Annotated in this window: 14 protein-coding genes and 3 tRNA genes; 14 read left to right on the forward strand and 3 right to left on the reverse strand. The window is 73.2% G+C overall.

The genetic code is table 11. The features are described 5' to 3' along the window. Positions 1-89 precede the first annotated feature (89 nt). Positions 90-1,148, forward strand: a complete 1,059-nt coding sequence (locus tag ACIO9K_RS22275; RefSeq protein ID WP_400332302.1) for a hypothetical protein — start codon at positions 90-92, stop codon at positions 1,146-1,148. On the opposite strand, the gene ACIO9K_RS22280 is transcribed toward ACIO9K_RS22275, so the two are convergent. Together ACIO9K_RS22280 and ACIO9K_RS22285 are read right to left on the reverse strand one after the other, a co-directional pair. Continuing rightward, entirely contained in the window at positions 1,149-2,735 is a 1,587-nt protein-coding gene (locus ACIO9K_RS22280) for a sensor histidine kinase (protein ID WP_400332305.1), read from the reverse strand. Next, positions 2,725-3,402 (reverse strand): response regulator transcription factor, encoded by a 678-nt coding sequence (locus ACIO9K_RS22285; RefSeq protein ID WP_363586409.1) that lies wholly within the window; start codon positions 3,400-3,402, stop codon positions 2,725-2,727. Before ACIO9K_RS22285 ends, ACIO9K_RS22280 begins: the two co-directional genes overlap by 11 nt. A 129-nt stretch (positions 3,403-3,531) precedes the next feature. Here ACIO9K_RS22285 and ACIO9K_RS22290 point away from each other — a divergent pair, with 129 nt between their 5' ends. Next, entirely contained in the window at positions 3,532-4,920 is a 1,389-nt protein-coding gene (locus ACIO9K_RS22290; RefSeq protein ID WP_400332308.1) for a DUF2079 domain-containing protein, read from the forward strand. A gap of 68 nt (positions 4,921-4,988) precedes the next feature. On the opposite strand, the gene ACIO9K_RS22295 is transcribed toward ACIO9K_RS22290, so the two are convergent. Then, entirely contained in the window at positions 4,989-6,083 is a 1,095-nt protein-coding gene (locus ACIO9K_RS22295; RefSeq protein WP_063347544.1) for a M48 family metallopeptidase, read from the reverse strand. Between the two features lie 248 nt (positions 6,084-6,331). On the opposite strand from ACIO9K_RS22295, the gene ACIO9K_RS22300 reads away from it, so the two are divergent. From ACIO9K_RS22300 to ACIO9K_RS22355, 12 genes are all read left to right on the forward strand, one after another. After that, positions 6,332-6,478 (forward strand): hypothetical protein, encoded by a 147-nt coding sequence (locus ACIO9K_RS22300; RefSeq protein WP_159398425.1) that lies wholly within the window; start codon positions 6,332-6,334, stop codon positions 6,476-6,478. A 152-nt stretch (positions 6,479-6,630) separates the two neighbouring features. Continuing rightward, positions 6,631-6,786, forward strand: coding sequence for a hypothetical protein (locus tag ACIO9K_RS22305; protein WP_167745857.1), 156 nt, complete (start codon positions 6,631-6,633; stop codon positions 6,784-6,786). Between the two features lie 124 nt (positions 6,787-6,910). Next, positions 6,911-7,543: a nicotinate-nucleotide adenylyltransferase gene (gene nadD / locus ACIO9K_RS22310; RefSeq protein WP_363586407.1), complete on the forward strand. Its 633-nt coding sequence runs from the start codon at positions 6,911-6,913 to the stop codon at positions 7,541-7,543. 12 nt (positions 7,544-7,555) lie between these two features. After that, on the forward strand, positions 7,556-9,379 hold the full coding sequence (locus ACIO9K_RS22315) for an LCP family protein (protein WP_400332313.1): 1,824 nt from the start codon (positions 7,556-7,558) through the stop codon (positions 9,377-9,379). Positions 9,380-9,508: 129 nt separating this feature from the next. Then, positions 9,509-9,967, forward strand: a complete 459-nt coding sequence (gene rsfS / locus ACIO9K_RS22320; protein ID WP_063347541.1) for a ribosome silencing factor — start codon at positions 9,509-9,511, stop codon at positions 9,965-9,967. Continuing rightward, positions 9,964-10,611 (forward strand): histidine phosphatase family protein, encoded by a 648-nt coding sequence (locus ACIO9K_RS22325; RefSeq protein WP_350878282.1) that lies wholly within the window; start codon positions 9,964-9,966, stop codon positions 10,609-10,611. The genes rsfS and ACIO9K_RS22325 overlap by 4 nt, the downstream gene beginning before the upstream one ends. A gap of 211 nt (positions 10,612-10,822) precedes the next feature. Continuing rightward, positions 10,823-10,895 (forward strand) — tRNA-Ala (locus ACIO9K_RS22330). A 43-nt stretch (positions 10,896-10,938) separates the two neighbouring features. After that, positions 10,939-11,011, forward strand: a tRNA-Ala gene (locus ACIO9K_RS22335). Positions 11,012-11,261: 250 nt separating this feature from the next. Continuing rightward, positions 11,262-11,334 (forward strand) — tRNA-Ala (locus tag ACIO9K_RS22340). Positions 11,335-11,431: 97 nt separating this feature from the next. Next, entirely contained in the window at positions 11,432-12,736 is a 1,305-nt protein-coding gene (locus tag ACIO9K_RS22345) for a hypothetical protein (RefSeq protein WP_350878238.1), read from the forward strand. Between the two features lie 264 nt (positions 12,737-13,000). Then, positions 13,001-15,883, forward strand: a complete 2,883-nt coding sequence (leuS, locus tag ACIO9K_RS22350; RefSeq protein ID WP_400332317.1) for a leucine--tRNA ligase — start codon at positions 13,001-13,003, stop codon at positions 15,881-15,883. 286 nt (positions 15,884-16,169) lie between these two features. Next, positions 16,170-17,024, forward strand: a complete 855-nt coding sequence (locus tag ACIO9K_RS22355) for a hypothetical protein (RefSeq protein ID WP_400332320.1) — start codon at positions 16,170-16,172, stop codon at positions 17,022-17,024. The last annotated feature ends 22 nt before the right edge of the window (positions 17,025-17,046 follow it).

Consider the following 17,046-nt stretch of genomic DNA (forward strand, 5'->3'; position numbering starts at 1 on the left):
GCGCGCCGGGGCGGGCGGTTGCGGGGCGTTCCCGGGAATCTGCGGTCGCACCCTCGTGGAGGGGCGACGGCGCGCCTTACCCTGGTGTCATGGGTGACCCGCGAGAGCCTCCTGAGGGTGCGCCCGACGGTGGTTCCGGCAATGAGGACGAGTACCGGTCCGTCGTCTTCGACGAGTCCTTCGTCCGGGCTGCCCGGATCCAGGAGCTGTCCGCCCGGGAGAGGCTGGCCGGGTCCTTCGGCCGGGCCACCCGCCCGCGGGTGCGGTTCGGCCCGCTGGGCAGCGTGCCGCGGCAGGCGCTCGCGCTGCTGCTGCTCGTGCTGCTGGCCTTCGGGGCCGCGGTGTACTTCGGGGTCAGCTCGCCGAACCGGATCTCGGCCCGGCCCGAGGGCAGCCAACTGACCGTCAGCCTGGTCGCGTTGAGCCCGGCCTCGGTGGTCCGGCCGGTCGCCGACCCGGCCAACCCGTTCGCCGCGCTGCCGGTCGGGTACAGCGACGGGGCGATCGGACTGGGCACCCCGACCGGGGCCGCCACCGAGCACTTCAGCCGGGTCGAGGTGACCAAGGCGCTCGACACCGTCCAGCGCTACCTGGTGGCCTCCTCGCTGGCCCCGGCCACCCTCGTCCAGGGCGCGACCGCCGAGGTGCGGGCCTTCGTCACCCCCGGGGAGCAGGCCCAGTTCGACACCAGCGTGACCCAGCCGGTCGACGACCGGCACCACGCGCTGACCGGCTGGCTGGTGCGCTTCGACCCGGCGCAGGTCGCGCTGGCCGCCGACACCGTGAAGGTGACCGGCGCGATGCGGATCGACGAGGCCGACGGCGGCACGCTGCAGATCACCACCGACCACACCTTCGTCTACGCGCTGAAGCCGGCCGGAGCCGCGGCCGGTGCGCCGGTGACCCTGGAGACCGTCCGGCGGCAGCTGACCTTCCAGTTCGACCGGGTCGACCTGGCCTCGGCCCAGCTGCGGCTGGTGGACTCGGTGGTCCAGGCCGGGCCGGAGCCCTGTACCACCTCGATGGCCGGCTTCCTCCAGCCGGTACTGGCCACCCCGCAGGGCACCCAGGTCCCGCCGCCGGCGCCGATCGACCCGGGCAACCACGCGCAGCCGGCCTGGCAGGTGTGCGGGGTGCTCGCGCCTTAGTCAGGTCCTGTCCGGGGCGCCGGCGGCGAGCGGGAGGCGGACCACCGCGCGGGCGCCCGGGCCGGGCGACGGCGGGTCGGTGAAGGCGGCGGTGCCGTGGACGCCGCGGGCGATCGAGCGGACCAGGGCGAGGCCCAGGCCGGCGCCGCCGGCGTCGCGGGAGCGGGCGTCGTCCAGCCGGACGAACCGGTCGAAGACCCGCTCCCGGTCCTCCGGCGGGATGCCCGGGCCGTCGTCCGTGACGGTCAGCACGGCGTGCCCGTCCTCGACGGTCACCGAGACGGCGACGGCGGTGCGGGCGTGCCGGGCGGCGTTGTCGAGCAGGTTGCGCACCAGCCGGCCCAGCCGCAGTTCGCTGCCCGGGACGGGTGCGGGCTCCAGGGAGACGGCCAGGAAGGCGGGCCCGCCGGAGGACAGGTGGGTGCGTTCGCCGAGCTGCTCGCCGACCAGGTCGGCGAGGTCCACCGGCTCGCCGCCGAGCGGCCCGGTGGGCTCCTCGACGGCGGCGAGCAGCAGCAGGTCGTCGGTGAGCAGTTGCAGCCGCTCGGTGTCGGTGAGCGCGTCGCGCACCACCTGCGGCCACTCCACGCCTGCCGGGTGGGCCAGCGGCACCTCCAGCGAGTTGCGCAGTGCGGCCAGTGGGCTGCGCAGCTCGTGCGAGGCGTCCGAGACCAGCCGGCGCTGCTCGTCGATCGCGTGTTCCAGGCGGCCGAGCGTGGTGTTGGTGGTCTCGGCCAGCCGCGCGATGGCGTCCCGCGAGGGCGGCACCGGGACGCGCTCGTGGAAGGCGCCGGCGCCGATCCGGGCCATGCCCCGGCGGATCGACTCCACCGGGCGTAGCGCCAGGCCGGTGACCAGCCAGGCGATCAGGGCGGTGAACAGGGTCGCGGCGGGCAGCACGTAGCGCAGCAGGATGCCGGTGGTCCGGTCCTCGGCCTGGTCGGCGGCGGTGGGGTTGACCAGCAGGTAGACGGTGACGCGCTGGGTCGGCAGGCCCGCGATGCCGGTGTACTTCTCCAGCGCCTCCGAGGACGCCTGGTCGGTGATCCGCTTGAGCAGGGTGACGTCCCGGTCGGTGAGGTCGGGGCCGCTCCGCGGCGGGTGCCACAGCCGGGTGTGGACGGGCAGGTGGATCCGGATCCGGTCGGTGCGGCCCGGGGTGGCGTCCTGGGGGTAGGACGGCATCTTGGCGAAGGGTTCGACCGGCAGACCGGCGTACTCCTCCAGCAGGGTGCTGGCCTGGACCCAGGAGGCGTTCGTGCGGGTGTCGTTCCAGACGCGGCCGGCGTCCCAGGGGCGGACCGGGAACGCCAGCCGTCCGTCCGCCAGGACCAGGACGAAGGACTCCTGCAGGGATTCGACCCAGGTCTGTGAACCGCCGGGTATGTCGTGGGTGACGAGTTGGATGCTGCGCTCGGCCTGCTTCTCGGTGACGGCCGTCCACTGGTCGTGGACCGCGCCGCCGACCCAGAGGCTGGCCACCGAGAAGGCCAGCACCGAGGCGAGGGCCGCGCCGAGGGCGGCGCGGATGCGGAGCGAGGAGCGGTGCCAGGGGCGCAGCAGCGGGCGGAGGCGGTCAGCGCGCATCGGGCACCAGCCGGTATCCGGCGCCGCGCACCGTCTCGATCCGGCAGCCGATGCCGGGCACGTCCAGTTTCCGCCGCAGGGCGGCGATGTAGACCTCGACGATGTTCACGTCGCCCCGGAAGGCGGCGTCCCAGACGGTGTCCAGGATGCCGCCCTTGGGGATCACCTCGCCGGGTCGGTGGGCCAGGCACTCCAGCACGGCGAACTCCTTGGTGGTGAGCCGGACCTGTCGGTCGGCGGCGGTGCAGCGGCGGGCCGCCGGGTCGATCCGCAGCGCGCCGACCGCGAGCACCGGTGGGCGGGCGACGGCGCCGCGGCGCAGCAGGGCGCGCAGCCGGGCGGTGAGCACGACGTAGGAGAACGGTTTGCTGAGGAAGTCGTCGGCGCCGCAGTCCAGCGCCTCGGCCTCGTCGTACTCGCCGTTCTTCGCGGTGAGCATCAGAATCGGTACGGAATTCCCGGCGCCGCGCAGTTCGCGGCAGACCTTGAAGCCGTTGAGGCCGGGCAGCATCAGATCGAGCACGATCACCGAATAGGGCTCGACGAGGGCGAGTTCGAGCCCCTGGACGCCGTCGGCCGCCAGGTCGACCGCGTATCCCTCGGCCGCCAGTCCCTGTCTCAGGGACTGCGCGAGCCGCTCCTCGTCCTCGACGATCAGTAGCCGCATGACGCCCATCCTTGGTGGAATTCCGTTTTCCCGCAACGGCCTTGACCGGCTTGCCCGGGATATCCGAACTGAAGTTTTCCTCAGCTTTCCTCAGTTTCCCTTCAGTGCGGAATTCCTAGCGTCCGGACCATGGATTTCCGACGTGTGCTGCCGTGGTCGGTGGCCGCCCTGTTCGCCCCGCTGTACGCGGCGGTCTCGCTCACCCGGCACGCCCGGTTGGAGAGTTCGGGTTTCGACTTGGGCATCTTCGAGGAGGCGGTGCGCGCCTACTCCCGGCTCGAAGCACCGGTGGTCGCGCTGAAGGGTACGGGCTTCAACCTCCTGGGCGACCACTTCAGCCCGGTGCTGGCGGTGCTGGCGCCGTTCTACCGGCTCTGGCCGGGCCCCGGCACGCTGCTGGTGGCGCAGGCGGTGCTGGTGGCGCTGTCCGCGGTGCCGGTGACGGCGTACGCGGTGCGGGTGCTGGGGCCGGCGGGCGGGGCGGTCGCCGGGGTCGCGTACGGGCTGTCGGCGGGGTTGCAGAGCGCGGTGGCGTTCGACTTCCACGAGGTGGCCTTCGCGGTGCCGCTCGCGGCGGCCGCGGTGGTGGCGCTGGCCCGGGAGCGGTACGGCCCGGCGGTGGCGTGGGCGCTGCCGCTGCTGCTGGTCAAGGAGGACCAGGCGCTGCTGGTCGCGGCGGTCGGCGGCTACGTGTGGTGGCGCGGGCGGCGCCGGCTGGGGGCGGTCACCGTGCTGGTGGCGGTGGCGGCCGGGCTGCTGGTCACCCTGGTGGTGATCCCGGCGGTGAACCCGGGCGGCGAGTACACGTACGCGCACATGGGGGAGCCCGACGGCGGGAACCCGGTGGTCCGGCTGCTGTTCCCGGCGGTCAAGGCGCTGACCGTCCTGCTGCTGCTGGCACCGACGCTGCTGCTGGCGCTGCGCTCGCCGCTGGTGCTGCTGGCGGGCGTGCTGCTGGCGGCCCGGTTCTGGGTGGTCAATCCGGCGTTCTGGCGCACCGGGCAGCACTACGACGCGGTGCTGGTGCCGCTGCTGTGCACGGCGGGGCTGCACGGGGTGGGCCTGCTGTTGCCCCGGCTGGGCCGGTTGCCCCGGCTGGGCCGGGGGCTGCCGGTGGCGGCGGGGATGCTCGCCGTCACGGTGGCGCTGACCGCGACCGGCCCGGTGGCGGGCGTGCTGTCGGGGGACGCCCGGCGGGGCGACGGGCGGGCGGCGCAGGTGCGCCGGGTGCTGGCGGTCGTCCCGGACGGCGCCCGGGTGGCCGCCGCCAACCGCCTGGCGCCGCAGCTGACCGGGCGCTGCACGGTGTCGCTGTTCCCGTACCTGACGCCGCCGGGCGGGGCGGGCGGCTGGGGGCGGCCGGTGGCGGAGTGGGTGGCGGTCCTGGAGGAGCCGGACGCTTTCCCGGTGCCGGTGGCGGAGCAGCGGCGGTTCCTGGCCGGCCTGGTCGACGGCGGCGGGTACCGGCGGGTGGCGGACGGGGCCGGGGTGGCGGTGTACCACTGGCAGCCGGGGTAGGCCCCGGCAGACCGACGGCCGGTGACCCCGGGCGGGGCGCACCGGCCGTCGGTTTCGGGTGCGGCGGGTCAGCCGTCGGTGCGCTCGCCCCGGTCGGTGCGGCCGTCCTCGCGGGTGGCGGAGCCGCCGCGGGAGCCGCCGGTGAACGTGTCGGCGAAGGTGTCGCGGAGCTTGCCGCCGACGGTCGCGGCGCCGCCGGCCACGTCGCGGATCAGGCCCATCAGCGGGTCCTTGCTCTCCTTCACCGAGGTCGTGTAGTGGTCGGCGGCGGCCTTCCACTGCTCGCCGACCGAGGTGTCCGGGTCGTCGGTGCGACGCGGGTAGGCGCCGGCCAGGATCGAGCGGTACTCGTCGCTCTCCGCCCACTTCTTCAGCTGGGCGACCCGTACCACCGCGAACGGGTGGCTCTGCGGCAGCAGTTGGAGCAGCTTGAGCACGCCGTCGCGCAGGTCGCCGGCCTTGTCGTACTCCTCGGCCTGCTCCAGGAAGGCGTCGACGTTCAGTTCGGCCAGGTTGTGCCCGCCGGCCAGTTTCATCAGGGCGCGCATGGACGCCTGGACGTCCTGCCCGGCGAGCAGGCCGGCCCGGTCGCTGGACAGCTCCGCCTTGCGGAACCACTCCTTGAGCGCGGTGACGATCGCCATGATCGCCAGGTTGCCGAGCGGCACCCAGGCGACCCGGGTGGCGATGTTGGTGAGGATCATCAGCATCGTCCGGTAGACCGCGTGGCCGGACATCGCGTGGCCGACCTCGTGGCCGATGACCGAGCGCAGCTCCTCCTCGTCGAGCAGCTCGATCAGGCCGCTGGTGATCACGATGATCGGGGTGTCGATGCCGATGCAGTACGCGTTGACCGTCGGGTCCTGGGTGACGTACAGGTCCGGGACCTGCTCCAGGTCGAGCACGTAGGCGGCGTCGCGCACCATGTCGTACAGCTCGGGGAACTGGCGCTCGGAGGTCTTCACGGCGGTGGCCAGGAACATCAGCCGGATCGAGCGCTCGGACACCAGCCCGGCGAGCTTCCTCAGGACGTCGTCGAAGCCGGTGAGCTTGCGCAGGGCGACCAGGGCGGAACGGTCCGCGGGGTGCTCCCAGGCGCGGGTGGAGATGTCGGGGAAGCGCTGGCGGCGTCGGCTCGGGGTCTTCGCGGTCGGGTCGGTCATGGTCTGAGTACCTCCTGGTCGACGGCGGCCCCGGCCCGGCGGCCGGCCCCCGCTGGTCTACGCCTGCAACGACTGTCCTTGCAACGTCCGCGGTTGCGTACTCGTCCCCGCGGCCAGCGTACGCGCGGGCCGGGCCACGCCGCAGGGGCCGGTGGGCGCCGCCGGTGTGAGGCCGGTCTACCCTGAATGCCCTGGAGAACCGAGACCGGACCCGGCCCCGGTACCGAGCAGTTCGAGGAGCCCCGCAGATGTCCACCGACGCGCTTGTCAGCCTGGCCGCGCCCATCTCCAACGAGGCCGGCCCGGGCCTGTTCCTGCGGATCATCGTGGTGGCGTCGTTCGTCGGCGTCGGCCTGCTGGTCTGGATCATGGCGCGGGCCTTCCGCGGCAACTGAGCACCGCCGCCCCGGTTCAGGCTCACGCCCGGTCAGCGGCGGTGGGCCGCCGAGCGGTTGCCGGGTAAGCCCCCGTACGATGACAGGTGGGCCTTCACCGGCCCGGAAGAACCCCTGGTCCGTTCACCCGAGCCGAGAAGGTCCCGCCGACCATGAACACTGCCGCCGCACTCCCCGTCCTGAACCTGCTCGCCGAGAGCGAGGGGGGCAACCACGAGAGCCTGAACCCGTACCTGACGGGTGGCGCCGCACTGTTCATCCTGGCGCTCCTGCTCTTCGTGACCACCCGCTTCAACCGGGACCGCTGAGCCGCCTTCCGGGGCCGCTCGGGGAGCGTCCGGCGTACCGGCCGGCCGCTCCCTCACGCGTCTTCGGACAACCCCCACCCGGGCGTTCCCGCACCGTAACGGGCGTCGCGTAAGGTGTGGCGGCATGGGAGAGCAGGCCGGGAATCCCGGCGGACCGGAACCGGTGAAGAAGCGCCTCGGGGTGATGGGCGGCACCTTCGACCCGATCCACCACGGCCACCTGGTCGCCGCCAGCGAGGTGGCGAGCGCGTTCCACCTGGACGAGGTGATCTTCGTGCCGACCGGGCAGCCGTGGCAGAAGAGCGACCGCCACGTCACCCCGGCCGAGGACCGCTACCTGATGACGGTCATCGCCACCGCCGAGAACCCGCAGTTCTCGGTCAGCCGGATCGACATCGACCGCGAGGGCCCGACGTACACCGTCGACACCCTGCGCGACCTGCGCTCGCAGCACCCGGACGCCGACCTCTTCTTCATCACCGGCGCCGACGCGCTCGCCCAGATCCTCTCCTGGCGCGACTCCGACGAGCTCTTCTCGCTCGCGCACTTCATCGGGTGCACCCGCCCGGGACACACCCTGTCGGACGCCGGTCTCCCGGTGGGCGGGGTCTCCCTGGTCGAGGTCCCCGCGCTGGCCATCTCCTCCACGGACTGCCGCAACCGGGTCGCCAAGGGCGAACCGGTCTGGTACCTCGTCCCGGACGGCGTGGTCCGCTACATCGACAAGCGGGCGCTCTACGCGCCGCACCGGACCTGACCAGGAGCGGGCGTGACCGAGCGAAGCGGCGGAGGCCAGCGGCACCAGCAGCAGCCGGAGGACTGGTCGACCGGGCAGTACCAGCAGTACCAGGGCTACCAGCAGCAGCCTGAACAACCTCCGCAGCAGCAGTACGACCAGCAGCAGTACGACCAGTACGGGCAGCCGGTGTACACGGCGGACCCGTACGGCGGCTACCAGGAGCAGCAGCCCTACCAGGCGCACCAGCAGCCCCCGCAGCAGTACGACCAGCAGTACGACCAGTACGGGCAGCCCGTGCAGGCGTACCAGCAGCAGGGGGGCTACGGCTACCAGGACCCGGCGTACGGCGGATGGGGGTCGCCCGGGCCGGAGGCCGGGGGCGGCTACCAGCAGCAGGCCTACCCGGCCGCGCCGGCGGCGGGTGCACAGGCGGCGGTCGAGCCCGAGGCCGTCGTCGCGCCCGCGCCCGTCGCTCCCGCGCCGCCGCGCCCGCGCGTGCCCCGGCCCGCCGCCGAGGCGGCGGGCGCCAAGCCCGAGCCGCCGTCCGAACTGGTCGGCGGGGCCCGGGCCGGGAAGTCCGGCGGCAAGTCCGGCGGCAAGGCCGCCAAGGACGACTACCCCACGGACGAGTTCACCTTCGTCGACGAGGAGGAGGAGTCCGAGGACGTCATCGACTGGCTGAAGTTCGCCGAGTCCCGCAGCGAGGTGCGCGCCGAGCGCCGCCGCCGGCTGCGCAACCGGCTGATCGGCCTCGGCGTGGTGGTGGCGCTCGCGGCGGCCGGCACCGGCGGCTACCTCTGGTTCACCGGCGACAAGCAGACCGCGGCGAGCGCGGCCGGTCCGCGCCAGGTCAACGTGGTCCACCTGCGCGACCTCCAGGGCAAGGTCTCCAGCGCGCTGCTCGTCAACGACTCCACCGGGAAGAAGGGCACCGTGCTCCTGCTGCCCGACACCCTGCGGCTGCCCGGCCCCGGCGACCCGCCGGTCACCACCGTCGGCCAGGCCATGGACAGCATCGGCGCCTCCGCGACCCGCGACGGCCTGTCCACCGTGCTCGGCGCCCCGGTCGCGGGCACCTGGCGGCTGGACACCCCCTACCTGGAGATGCTGGTCTCCCAGCTCGGCGGCGTCCGGGTGGACACCAACGCGGAGACCCACGAGGGCGGAAAGCCGGACGGCAAGCTGCTGTCCGCGGCCGGCAAGAACACCCTGCTGAACGGGAAGGCCGCGGTCGCCTACGCCACCCTCCAGGCGTCCGGCGAGAACCGGGACGCCCAACTGGCCCGGTTCGGACAGGTGATGGACGCCGTGGTGCGCACCATGCCCACCGAGTTCAAGGACGCCAAGGACGACGTGCACCGGATGAACGCGGTGCTCGACCCCTCGCTGCCCGAGGACGCCCTCGCCGGGGTGCTCGCCCAGCTCGCCCAGCAGGCGAAGGACGGCCACCTCGGCACCACCGCGCTGACCGTCAAACCGGACGGCGGCCTGGACGACGCCACCGCCGGCAAGCAGGTCAAGGACGTGCTCGGCGGCACCGTGAAGTCCGCGGCCTCCGCCGACGCCCCCGCCCGGGTCTCGCTCCAGGACGCCACCGGCAACGACCAGGCGGCGGCCGCCGCACAGGTCCAGATCGTGAACTCCGGCCTGACCTTCCTGCCCGGCGGCTCCAAGGCCGCCGCGCAGGCCGCCAGTGAGATCCGCTACACCGACGACGCCCGGCAGGCCGCGGCGAAGTCGCTGGCGATCAGCCTCGGACTGCCGGACACGGCGGTGAAGAAGGTCGGCGACGCCCAGAACGCGGACCTGGTGGTCGTGCTCGGCAAGGACTACCAGCCGCCGAAGAGCCAGTAGGCCGCGGCCTCCGGCCCGGGCGGCCCCGGAAAAGCGTTCCGGGGCCGCCCGGGCGGCGTGAGATCCTGGAAGGCGACCCCCGGCCAGGAGCCGGGGGTCGCCCCCAAGCCGCCGAGCCGGAAGAACACCGTGACCGTCACCGACCACAGCCAGCAGCTCATCACCGTCGCCGCGCAGGCGGCGGCCGACAAGCTCGCGCACAACATCATCGCCTTCGACGTCAGCGAGGTGCTGTCGATCACCGACGCCTTCCTGATCGCCTCCGCCAACAACGACCGCCAGGTCCGGTCGATCGCCGAGGAGATCGAGGACCAGCTGCGCGAGCAGCTGGACATCAAGCCGGTGCGCCGCGAGGGCGAGCGCGACGGCCGCTGGATCCTGCTCGACTACCTGGACATCGTCGTGCACGTCCAGCACTCCGAGGAGCGCTCCTTCTACTCGCTGGACCGCCTCTGGAAGGACTGCCCCGAGCTGCCGCTGCCCGAGGACGCCCTGGCCACGCGCAACCGGCCCGACGCCCACACCGACGAGGCCGGCAACGTCGTCGCCCCGGCCGACGACTTCGGCAAGCCCGAGGACCTGCACTGAGCCGGGACGGGCGGGGGCCGCGCGTCGTCTTCTGGCGCCACGGCCAGACCTCGTGGAACCTGGAGTCCCGCTTCCAGGGCACCACGGACATCGAACTGACCGGTCAGGGCGTCCTCCAGGCCCAGCGGGCGGCCCGGCTGCTCTCCGGCCTGCGCCCCGACCTGCTGATCTCCTCCGACCTCACCCGGGCCAAGCGCACGGCCGAGGAACTGGCCAAGGTCACCGGCCTCGACGTGCAGCACCACGAGGGCCTGCGGGAGACCTACGCGGGCTCCTGGCAGGGCCTGACCAACGCCGAGATCCGCGACCGCTTCCCGGAGGAGTACGCGGCCTGGGCGGCCGGCGAGCCGGTGCGGCGCGGCGGCGGCGAACTGGCCACCGAGGTCGCCGACCGCTCGGTGCCGGTCGTGCTGGAGGCCGTCGACAAGCTGCCGGAGGACGGGACGCTGGTGGTGGTCAGCCACGGCGGCACCATCCGCACCATGCTCGGGCGGCTGCTGGACCTGGACCCGGTCCAGTGGGAGTGCTTCGGCGGCCTGTCCAACTGCTGCTGGTCGGTGCTCGGGCAGGGCGCGCGCGGCTGGCGCCTGCTGGAGCACAACGCGGGCACGCTCCCGCAGCCGGTCATCGGCGACGACACCTGAGCGACGGGCGCGTCGCGGGGTGGGGCTGGGCTGGCTGGGCTGGGTTGCGGGCACGCAGGGGCTCGCCAGGGGCGTGCAGGGGCTTCGCAGGGGGCTTGCAGGGGCTCCGCGGGGGGCGGATTTCGCAGTTCCGGGCCTGACCAGCTAGAGTTTTCCTCGTTCGCAGGGAAGGAACGCGGCCCGGAAGGGAAGCGGGAGATCCGACGACTGCGGGGCTATAGCTCAGTTGGTAGAGCGCTTGCATGGCATGCAAGAGGTCTGGGGTTCAATTCCCCATAGCTCCACTCCGCACCAGCGCTCCTGTTCGATCAGGAGCGCCCGTGTCGCGGGGCTGTAGCTCAGTTGGTAGAGCGCTTGCATGGCATGCAAGAGGTCCGGGGTTCAATTCCCCGTAGCTCCACAGCAGTTGAGAGGCCGTCACCCACCGGGTGGCGGCCTCTCGCGTTGCCGGGCCGCCTCCGGGGTGGGGCGCGGGCCCCGGGGGCGGCAGCACGGGCTCCGGGGAGGGCGAGCGCGGGCCTGGGGGAGTGGGAACGCGGGCCCCCGGGAACGGATTCGTGGAGCACCCCCGGGACCGTGTAAAGTAGGCGATGTCGCCGAGGGAAACCGGACGGAAACGGTCGAAAGCCCCCGGTGACATCGCAGGTCAAGGGGCTGTAGCTCAGTTGGTAGAGCGCTTGCATGGCATGCAAGAGGTCCGGGGTTCAATTCCCCGTAGCTCCACAGCAGTCGAGGGCCGCCTCCCGAAATGGGAGGCGGCCCTTCGGCGTTCTGCGCATGCCACCGGCGGAACGGCGGGAAAGACCGCTACCGTCGTTCCATGGCCGATCTGGAGAGAAGGCGGAACGAGGAACTGGCCCGGATACTGCACCAACTCGGCTGGAGTCCGGAACGGCTCGCCCGCGAGGTGAGCCTCGCCCTGCCTCCAGGCCTGGCCATCAGCTCCACCGCCCCCTACAAGTGGCGCGACCGCGGCATGGTGCCGCGCAGCCCGCACGACCAGACCGTCTGCGAAGTGCTCAGCCGCACCCTCGGCATCGCCGTCACCTACGAACAGCTCTGGGGCCGGATGGGCGGCCACCGCGGCGCCAAGATCCTCTCGCCCCGGCTGCTCACCGACCCGTGGACCGCCGACACCGCCCAGACCGCGCTGCGCGAGGCCGCCACCGACGCCGGGCCCGTCCGCCTCACCGACCTCTTCCGCGGCGCCGACCTCGACCAGGCCGCCGAACGGCTCGCCTCCCCGCCCCCGCCCGTCGGGGGCGGCGAAGGGGCGCTGCGCATCGACCCCGGCCTCGTCGGCGACCTCGGCCTGTCCTACCGCAGCAAGCAGCGGCTCGAACGCTCCTGCGGCGGCGGACTCGTCCTCGGCCCCACCCGGGCCGAACTCGCCATGCTGGCCAAGCTGTTGGAACTCGGCGCCTACGACGAACGGGTCGGCCGCGAGCTGTACGGCACGGCCAGCCGGCTCGCCCGGCTGGCCGGCTGGGCCGCGTACGACCTCGGCCACGACGCGGCCGCCCAGCGCGCCTTCGTCGCCGCCCTGCGGGCCGCCCACGTCAGCGGCGACGCCCGGCTCGGCGTCGCCGTGCTCGGCGGCCTGGTGGTGCTCGCCACCCAGGGCGCCGGCGGGCGCGGCCTGGACGCCGTCGCCGCGCTCAACACGGCCCTGGCCCGGCACGGCTCCGTACTGAGCCCCGCCGGCCGGGCCCGGCAACTCGGCCGGATCGCCCGCGCGCACGGCCGCCGGGGCGAGGCCGAGCAGGCCGAGGCCGCCGCCGCCCGGGCCTTCGCCGAACTCGACGGCGTGCCCGGCACGGAGGCGGCCCGCGCCGAACTCGCCGGGATGGTGGGGGAGGGGCGGCTGGCACTCGGCCAGCACCGGATGGCCAAGGCGCTGCTCGCCGAGGCCGTCGCCGGGCTGGGGGCCGGCCGCGGGCGGTCCAAGGCGCTGCTGATGGTCCGCCTCGCCGAGACCCACCGGCGCCTCGGCGACCAGCGGGAGGCCGCCCGCACCGCGTCGCTCGCCCGGGCGCTCGCGGCGGGCATGCAGTCCGAGCGGCTGGCACGGGCGCTGCGCGACTTCGACGCGGCGACGCGGGCGGCGGCGTCGGCGGGGCGGTGAGGCCCGTGCGGGGGCGGGCCCGGGGCCGTCGGGCCCCGGTGGATACCCGGGAGCGCGCTGATCTGCTTGCGGTACCCTGAGCCCATGCGAACCGTGCGCCTGCTCCTTAGCCGGCCGCGCTGACCAGGACCGGTTACGCCCTCGGGCGGTGCCGGAGTCGGCGTGGCGTCCCCTCCTGCGAGGGGATTTTTTGTTTTCCGCCCCCGTTCACGGGCCGGCCGTGTGCGCGGTTCGCCAACTGACATCGATGGAGCTTGAAGGACCATGAGCGAGACGACCCCTGCGTCCGGCACGGCCGGGACCGCGACCGAGCCGTTCCGGTACAGCGCCGCGCTGGCGGCGGAGATCGAGTCCCGCTGGCAGGACCTCTGGGAGAAGGAGGGCACCTTCAACGCCCCCAACCCCGCCGGTGCGCTGGCCGACCCGGAGGCCGGTGACGTCGCCGCGAAGCCGCACAGCTTCATCATGGACATGTTCCCGTACCCCTCGGGCGCGGGCCTGCACGTCGGCCACCCGCTGGGCTACATCGCCACCGACGTCTACGCCCGCTACCAGCGGATGACCGGCCACAACGTGCTGCACACGCTGGGCTACGACGCGTTCGGCCTGCCCGCCGAGCAGTACGCGGTGCAGACCGGCACCCACCCGCGGGTCTCCACCGAGGCCAACATCGCCAACATGCGCCAGCAGCTGCGCCGGCTGGGCCTGGGCCACGACCCGCGTCGCTCGATCTCCACGATCGACCCGGAGTACTACCGCTGGACCCAGTGGATCTTCCTGCAGATCTTCAACTCCTGGTACGACGAGCAGGCCGGCGGGGCCCGGCCGATCGCCGAGCTGATCGCCCGGTTCGAGTCCGGCGCGAAGCCGACCCCGGACGGGCGCCCGTGGGCCGACCTGTCCGCCGCCGAGCGCGACGAACTGCTGGGCGAGTACCGGCTGGCGTACTCCAAGGAGGTGCCGGTCAACTGGTGCCCCGGCCTGGGCACCGTCCTGGCCAACGAGGAGGTCACCGCGGACGGCCGCTCCGAGCGCGGCAACTTCCCGGTGTTCAAGTCCAACCTGCGCCAGTGGATGATGCGCATCACCGCGTACTCCGACCGCCTGATCTCCGACCTGGACCTGCTGGACTGGCCCGAGGCCATCAAGCTGCAGCAGCGCAACTGGATCGGTCGCTCCGAGGGCGCCCGGGTCGACTTCGCCGTCGGCTCCGATGAGAAGATCACCGTCTTCACCACCCGGCCCGACACCCTGTTCGGCGCCACCTACATGGTGCTGGCCCCCGAGCACGGCCTGGTCGACTCGATCGTCCCGGCCGCCTGGCCCGCGGACGTGCCCGCCGAGTGGACCGGCGCCGCCGCCACCCCCGCCGAGGCCGTCGCCGCCTACCGGGCCACCGCCGCCGCCAAGTCGGACGTCGAGCGGCAGGTCGAGGCCAAGGTCAAGACCGGCGTCTTCACCGGCGCCTACGCCGTGAACCCGGTCAGCGGCGCGTCCGTCCCGGTGTTCATCGCCGACTACGTGCTGATGGGCTACGGCACCGGCGCCATCATGGCCGTCCCCGCCCACGACCACCGCGACTTCGCCTTCGCCCGCGCCTTCGCGCTGCCGATGCGCTGCGTCGTCCAGCCCACCGACGGGCGCGGCGAGGACCCGGCCGCCTGGGACGACGCCTTCGACACCTACGACTCCGTCATCGTCAACTCCTCCCGGGACGGGCTGACGCTGGACGGGCTGAGCGTCGTCGACGCCAAGGCCGCCGTCACCGCCTGGCTGGCCGAGCGCGGCATCGGCGAGGGCACCGTCAACTACCGCCTGCGGGACTGGCTGTTCAGCCGCCAGCGGTACTGGGGCGAGCCCTTCCCGATCGTCTACGACGAGGACGGCGTCATGCACGCCCTGCCCGAGTCGATGCTGCCGGTCGAGGTCCCCGAGGTCGAGGACTACTCGCCGCACACCTACGACCCGTACGACGCCACCTCCTCGCCGAAGACCCCGCTGTCGCGCAACGAGGCCTGGGTCAACGTCGAACTGGACCTGGGCGACGGCGTCCGCACGTACCGGCGCGAGACCAACACCATGCCCAACTGGGCGGGTTCGTGCTGGTACGAGCTGCGCTACGTCGACCCGTCGAACTCCTCGGCGGTCGTCGACCCGGCCAGCGAGAAGTACTGGCTGGGCCCCACGGCCACCAAGCCGGCCGGCGGCGCCGACCTGTACGTCGGCGGTGCCGAGCACGCCGTGCTGCACCTGCTGTACGCGCGCTTCTGGCACAAGGTGCTGCACGACCTGGGCCACGTCTCGTCCGTCGAGCCGTTCCACAAGCTGTTCAACCAGGGCATGATCACCGCCGACGTCTACCGCGACGAGCGAGGCTTCCCGGTGCCCGCCGCCGAGGTCGAGGAGCGCGACGGCCAGTACTTCTGGCAGGGCGAGGCCGTCAAGCGCGAGGCCGGCAAGATGGGCAAGTCCCTGAAGAACGCCGTCGCGCCCGACGAGATCGCCGACGAGTACGGCGCCGACACGCTGCGCCTGTACGAGATGTCCATGGGCCCGCTGGACGTCTCCCGCCCCTGGGACACCCGCGCCGTCGTCGGCTCGTACCGCTTCCTGCAGCGGCTGTGGCGCAACGTCGTCTCGGAGGCCACCGGCGACCTGGTCGTCACCGAGGAGGAGCCGGACGAGGCGACGCTGCGTGCCCTGCACAAGGCGATCGACGGCATCCGCGGCGACATGGCCGGGCTGCGGTTCAACACGGCCGTCGCCAAGGCGATCGAGCTGAACAACTACCTGGTCAAGCGCGGTTCCACGCCGCGCGCCGTGGCCGAGCAACTGGTCCTGATCGTCGCACCGCTGGCCCCGCACATCGCCGAGGAGCTGTGGCGCCGGCTGGGCCACGGCGAGTCGCTGGCGCACGCCGACTACCCGGTCGCCGACCCGGCGTACGTGGTGGACGAGACGGTGACCTGCGTGGTGCAGCTCAAGGGCAAGGTGAAGGCCCGGCTGGAGGTCGCGCCGACGATCTCGGACGCCGAGCTGGAGGCGCTGGCGCTGGCCGACCCGGCCGTCGTCGCGGCGATCGGCGAGGCACCGGTGCGCAAGGTGATCGCGCGGGCGCCGAAGCTGGTGAACATCGTTACCGGCTGAGGCTGAGGCTGAGGCTGAGAGGCCGAGGCTCAGGTCGGTCGGCTGGTAGTCGGTCGGCTGAGGCTGCTGGGGCGGGTGTCCTTCGGGACGCCCGCCCTTGCTCGTGCCAGGAGCCCCGGGAGGACCCGCGAACCCTCGGGGAGATCCCCGATCTGTCCCTGATCTCCGCCGCCCGGGCCCGTTCCGTCCGCTCCGGGCCCGATCCGGCGGCTACCGTGGAACCCTCGGCAGTACGGCCCGCGTTGGGTCCGGTGGGGGCCGAAACGGTGGCGGAAGGTGGCTCGCGATGGACGCGTTCGGCGTGATGATCGGCCTGGTCCTGCTCTTCGGGATCGCGGCGTTCGTCCTGGCCGTGGTCGGCACGGTCAAGGCGGCGAAGGCCGTAGCCACGAAGATCGGGCGGCACGAGGCCAACGCCCGGCGTGCCGTGGAGAACGCGACCCTCAAGGCGAAGACCTTCACCAAGGTCGGACCGCCCGGCCAGATCGCCGCCGTCCGGCTCGGCCTGCGCACCTCGCTCGACGGCACCCGGCAGGTGCTGGAGAGCGGCCTCCCCCAGGACGGCCAGCTCGGCGAGTCCCTCGCCCTGCTCGGCAGGCTCGACACGCACGCCGCCGAACTCGACGGCGAACTGCGGATGCTGGAGCGGGAGCCGGACACCGCGCGGATCGCGGCCAAGCTGCCGGAGCTGCGCGAGCGCGCCGAACGGATCACCCACTCTGCGGAGACCATGCGCTGGGCCGCGCAGGACCGGATGCACCGGTTCGCGGACGACGAGCTGAGCCGGCTCAGCCAGGAGTGCGAGAGCGAGGCGGGGGCGCTGCGGCACTGGGACACCTCGGGGGAGTCGTCGTCCGCGTCCTCCTCCGGTGGCTCCGCTGCCGGCGCCGGTTCCGCAGGCTCTGCTGCTGGCGCTGGTTCCGCTGCTGCCACTGGTTCCGCTGCCTCCGCTGGCTCCGCTGGCTCCGTGTCCGCGTCTGCGGGTACGCGTTCAGGGGCGGCCTCCGGCGGTGCTGCGCGGGCCGGGCTGACGGACGGGAAGGGGCGCCCGAGCGCGGAGGAACTGCTCGGGCTCGCCGACCCGCTGGCCAAACTGGCCCAGCGGCTGCGGAAGCCGTCGGCGGGGCCCACGGCGGGCTGAGCACCCCGCGTCGGGTGCTGCG

This window comes from Kitasatospora sp. NPDC087271 (assembly GCF_044744605.1).
GTDB lineage: Bacteria > Actinomycetota > Actinomycetes > Streptomycetales > Streptomycetaceae > Kitasatospora.

Excerpts from the sequence above, each read along its gene's own strand:
- ACIO9K_RS22355 (WP_400332320.1), top strand. The coding sequence starts at position 16,170 with ATGGACGCGTTCGGCGTGATGATCGGCCTGGTCCTGCTCTTCGGGATC.
- ACIO9K_RS22295 (WP_063347544.1), bottom strand. The coding sequence starts at position 6,083 with ATGACCGACCCGACCGCGAAGACCCCGAGCCGACGCCGCCAGCGCTTC.
- ACIO9K_RS22275 (WP_400332302.1), top strand. The coding sequence starts at position 90 with ATGGGTGACCCGCGAGAGCCTCCTGAGGGTGCGCCCGACGGTGGTTCC.
- ACIO9K_RS22280 (WP_400332305.1), bottom strand. The coding sequence starts at position 2,735 with ATGCGCGCTGACCGCCTCCGCCCGCTGCTGCGCCCCTGGCACCGCTCC.
- ACIO9K_RS22300 (WP_159398425.1), top strand. The coding sequence starts at position 6,332 with ATGTCCACCGACGCGCTTGTCAGCCTGGCCGCGCCCATCTCCAACGAG.
- ACIO9K_RS22345 (WP_350878238.1), top strand. The coding sequence starts at position 11,432 with ATGGCCGATCTGGAGAGAAGGCGGAACGAGGAACTGGCCCGGATACTG.
- nadD (WP_363586407.1), top strand. The coding sequence starts at position 6,911 with ATGGGAGAGCAGGCCGGGAATCCCGGCGGACCGGAACCGGTGAAGAAG.
- ACIO9K_RS22285 (WP_363586409.1), bottom strand. The coding sequence starts at position 3,402 with ATGCGGCTACTGATCGTCGAGGACGAGGAGCGGCTCGCGCAGTCCCTG.
- ACIO9K_RS22305 (WP_167745857.1), top strand. The coding sequence starts at position 6,631 with ATGAACACTGCCGCCGCACTCCCCGTCCTGAACCTGCTCGCCGAGAGC.
- ACIO9K_RS22290 (WP_400332308.1), top strand. The coding sequence starts at position 3,532 with ATGGATTTCCGACGTGTGCTGCCGTGGTCGGTGGCCGCCCTGTTCGCC.
- leuS (WP_400332317.1), top strand. The coding sequence starts at position 13,001 with ATGAGCGAGACGACCCCTGCGTCCGGCACGGCCGGGACCGCGACCGAG.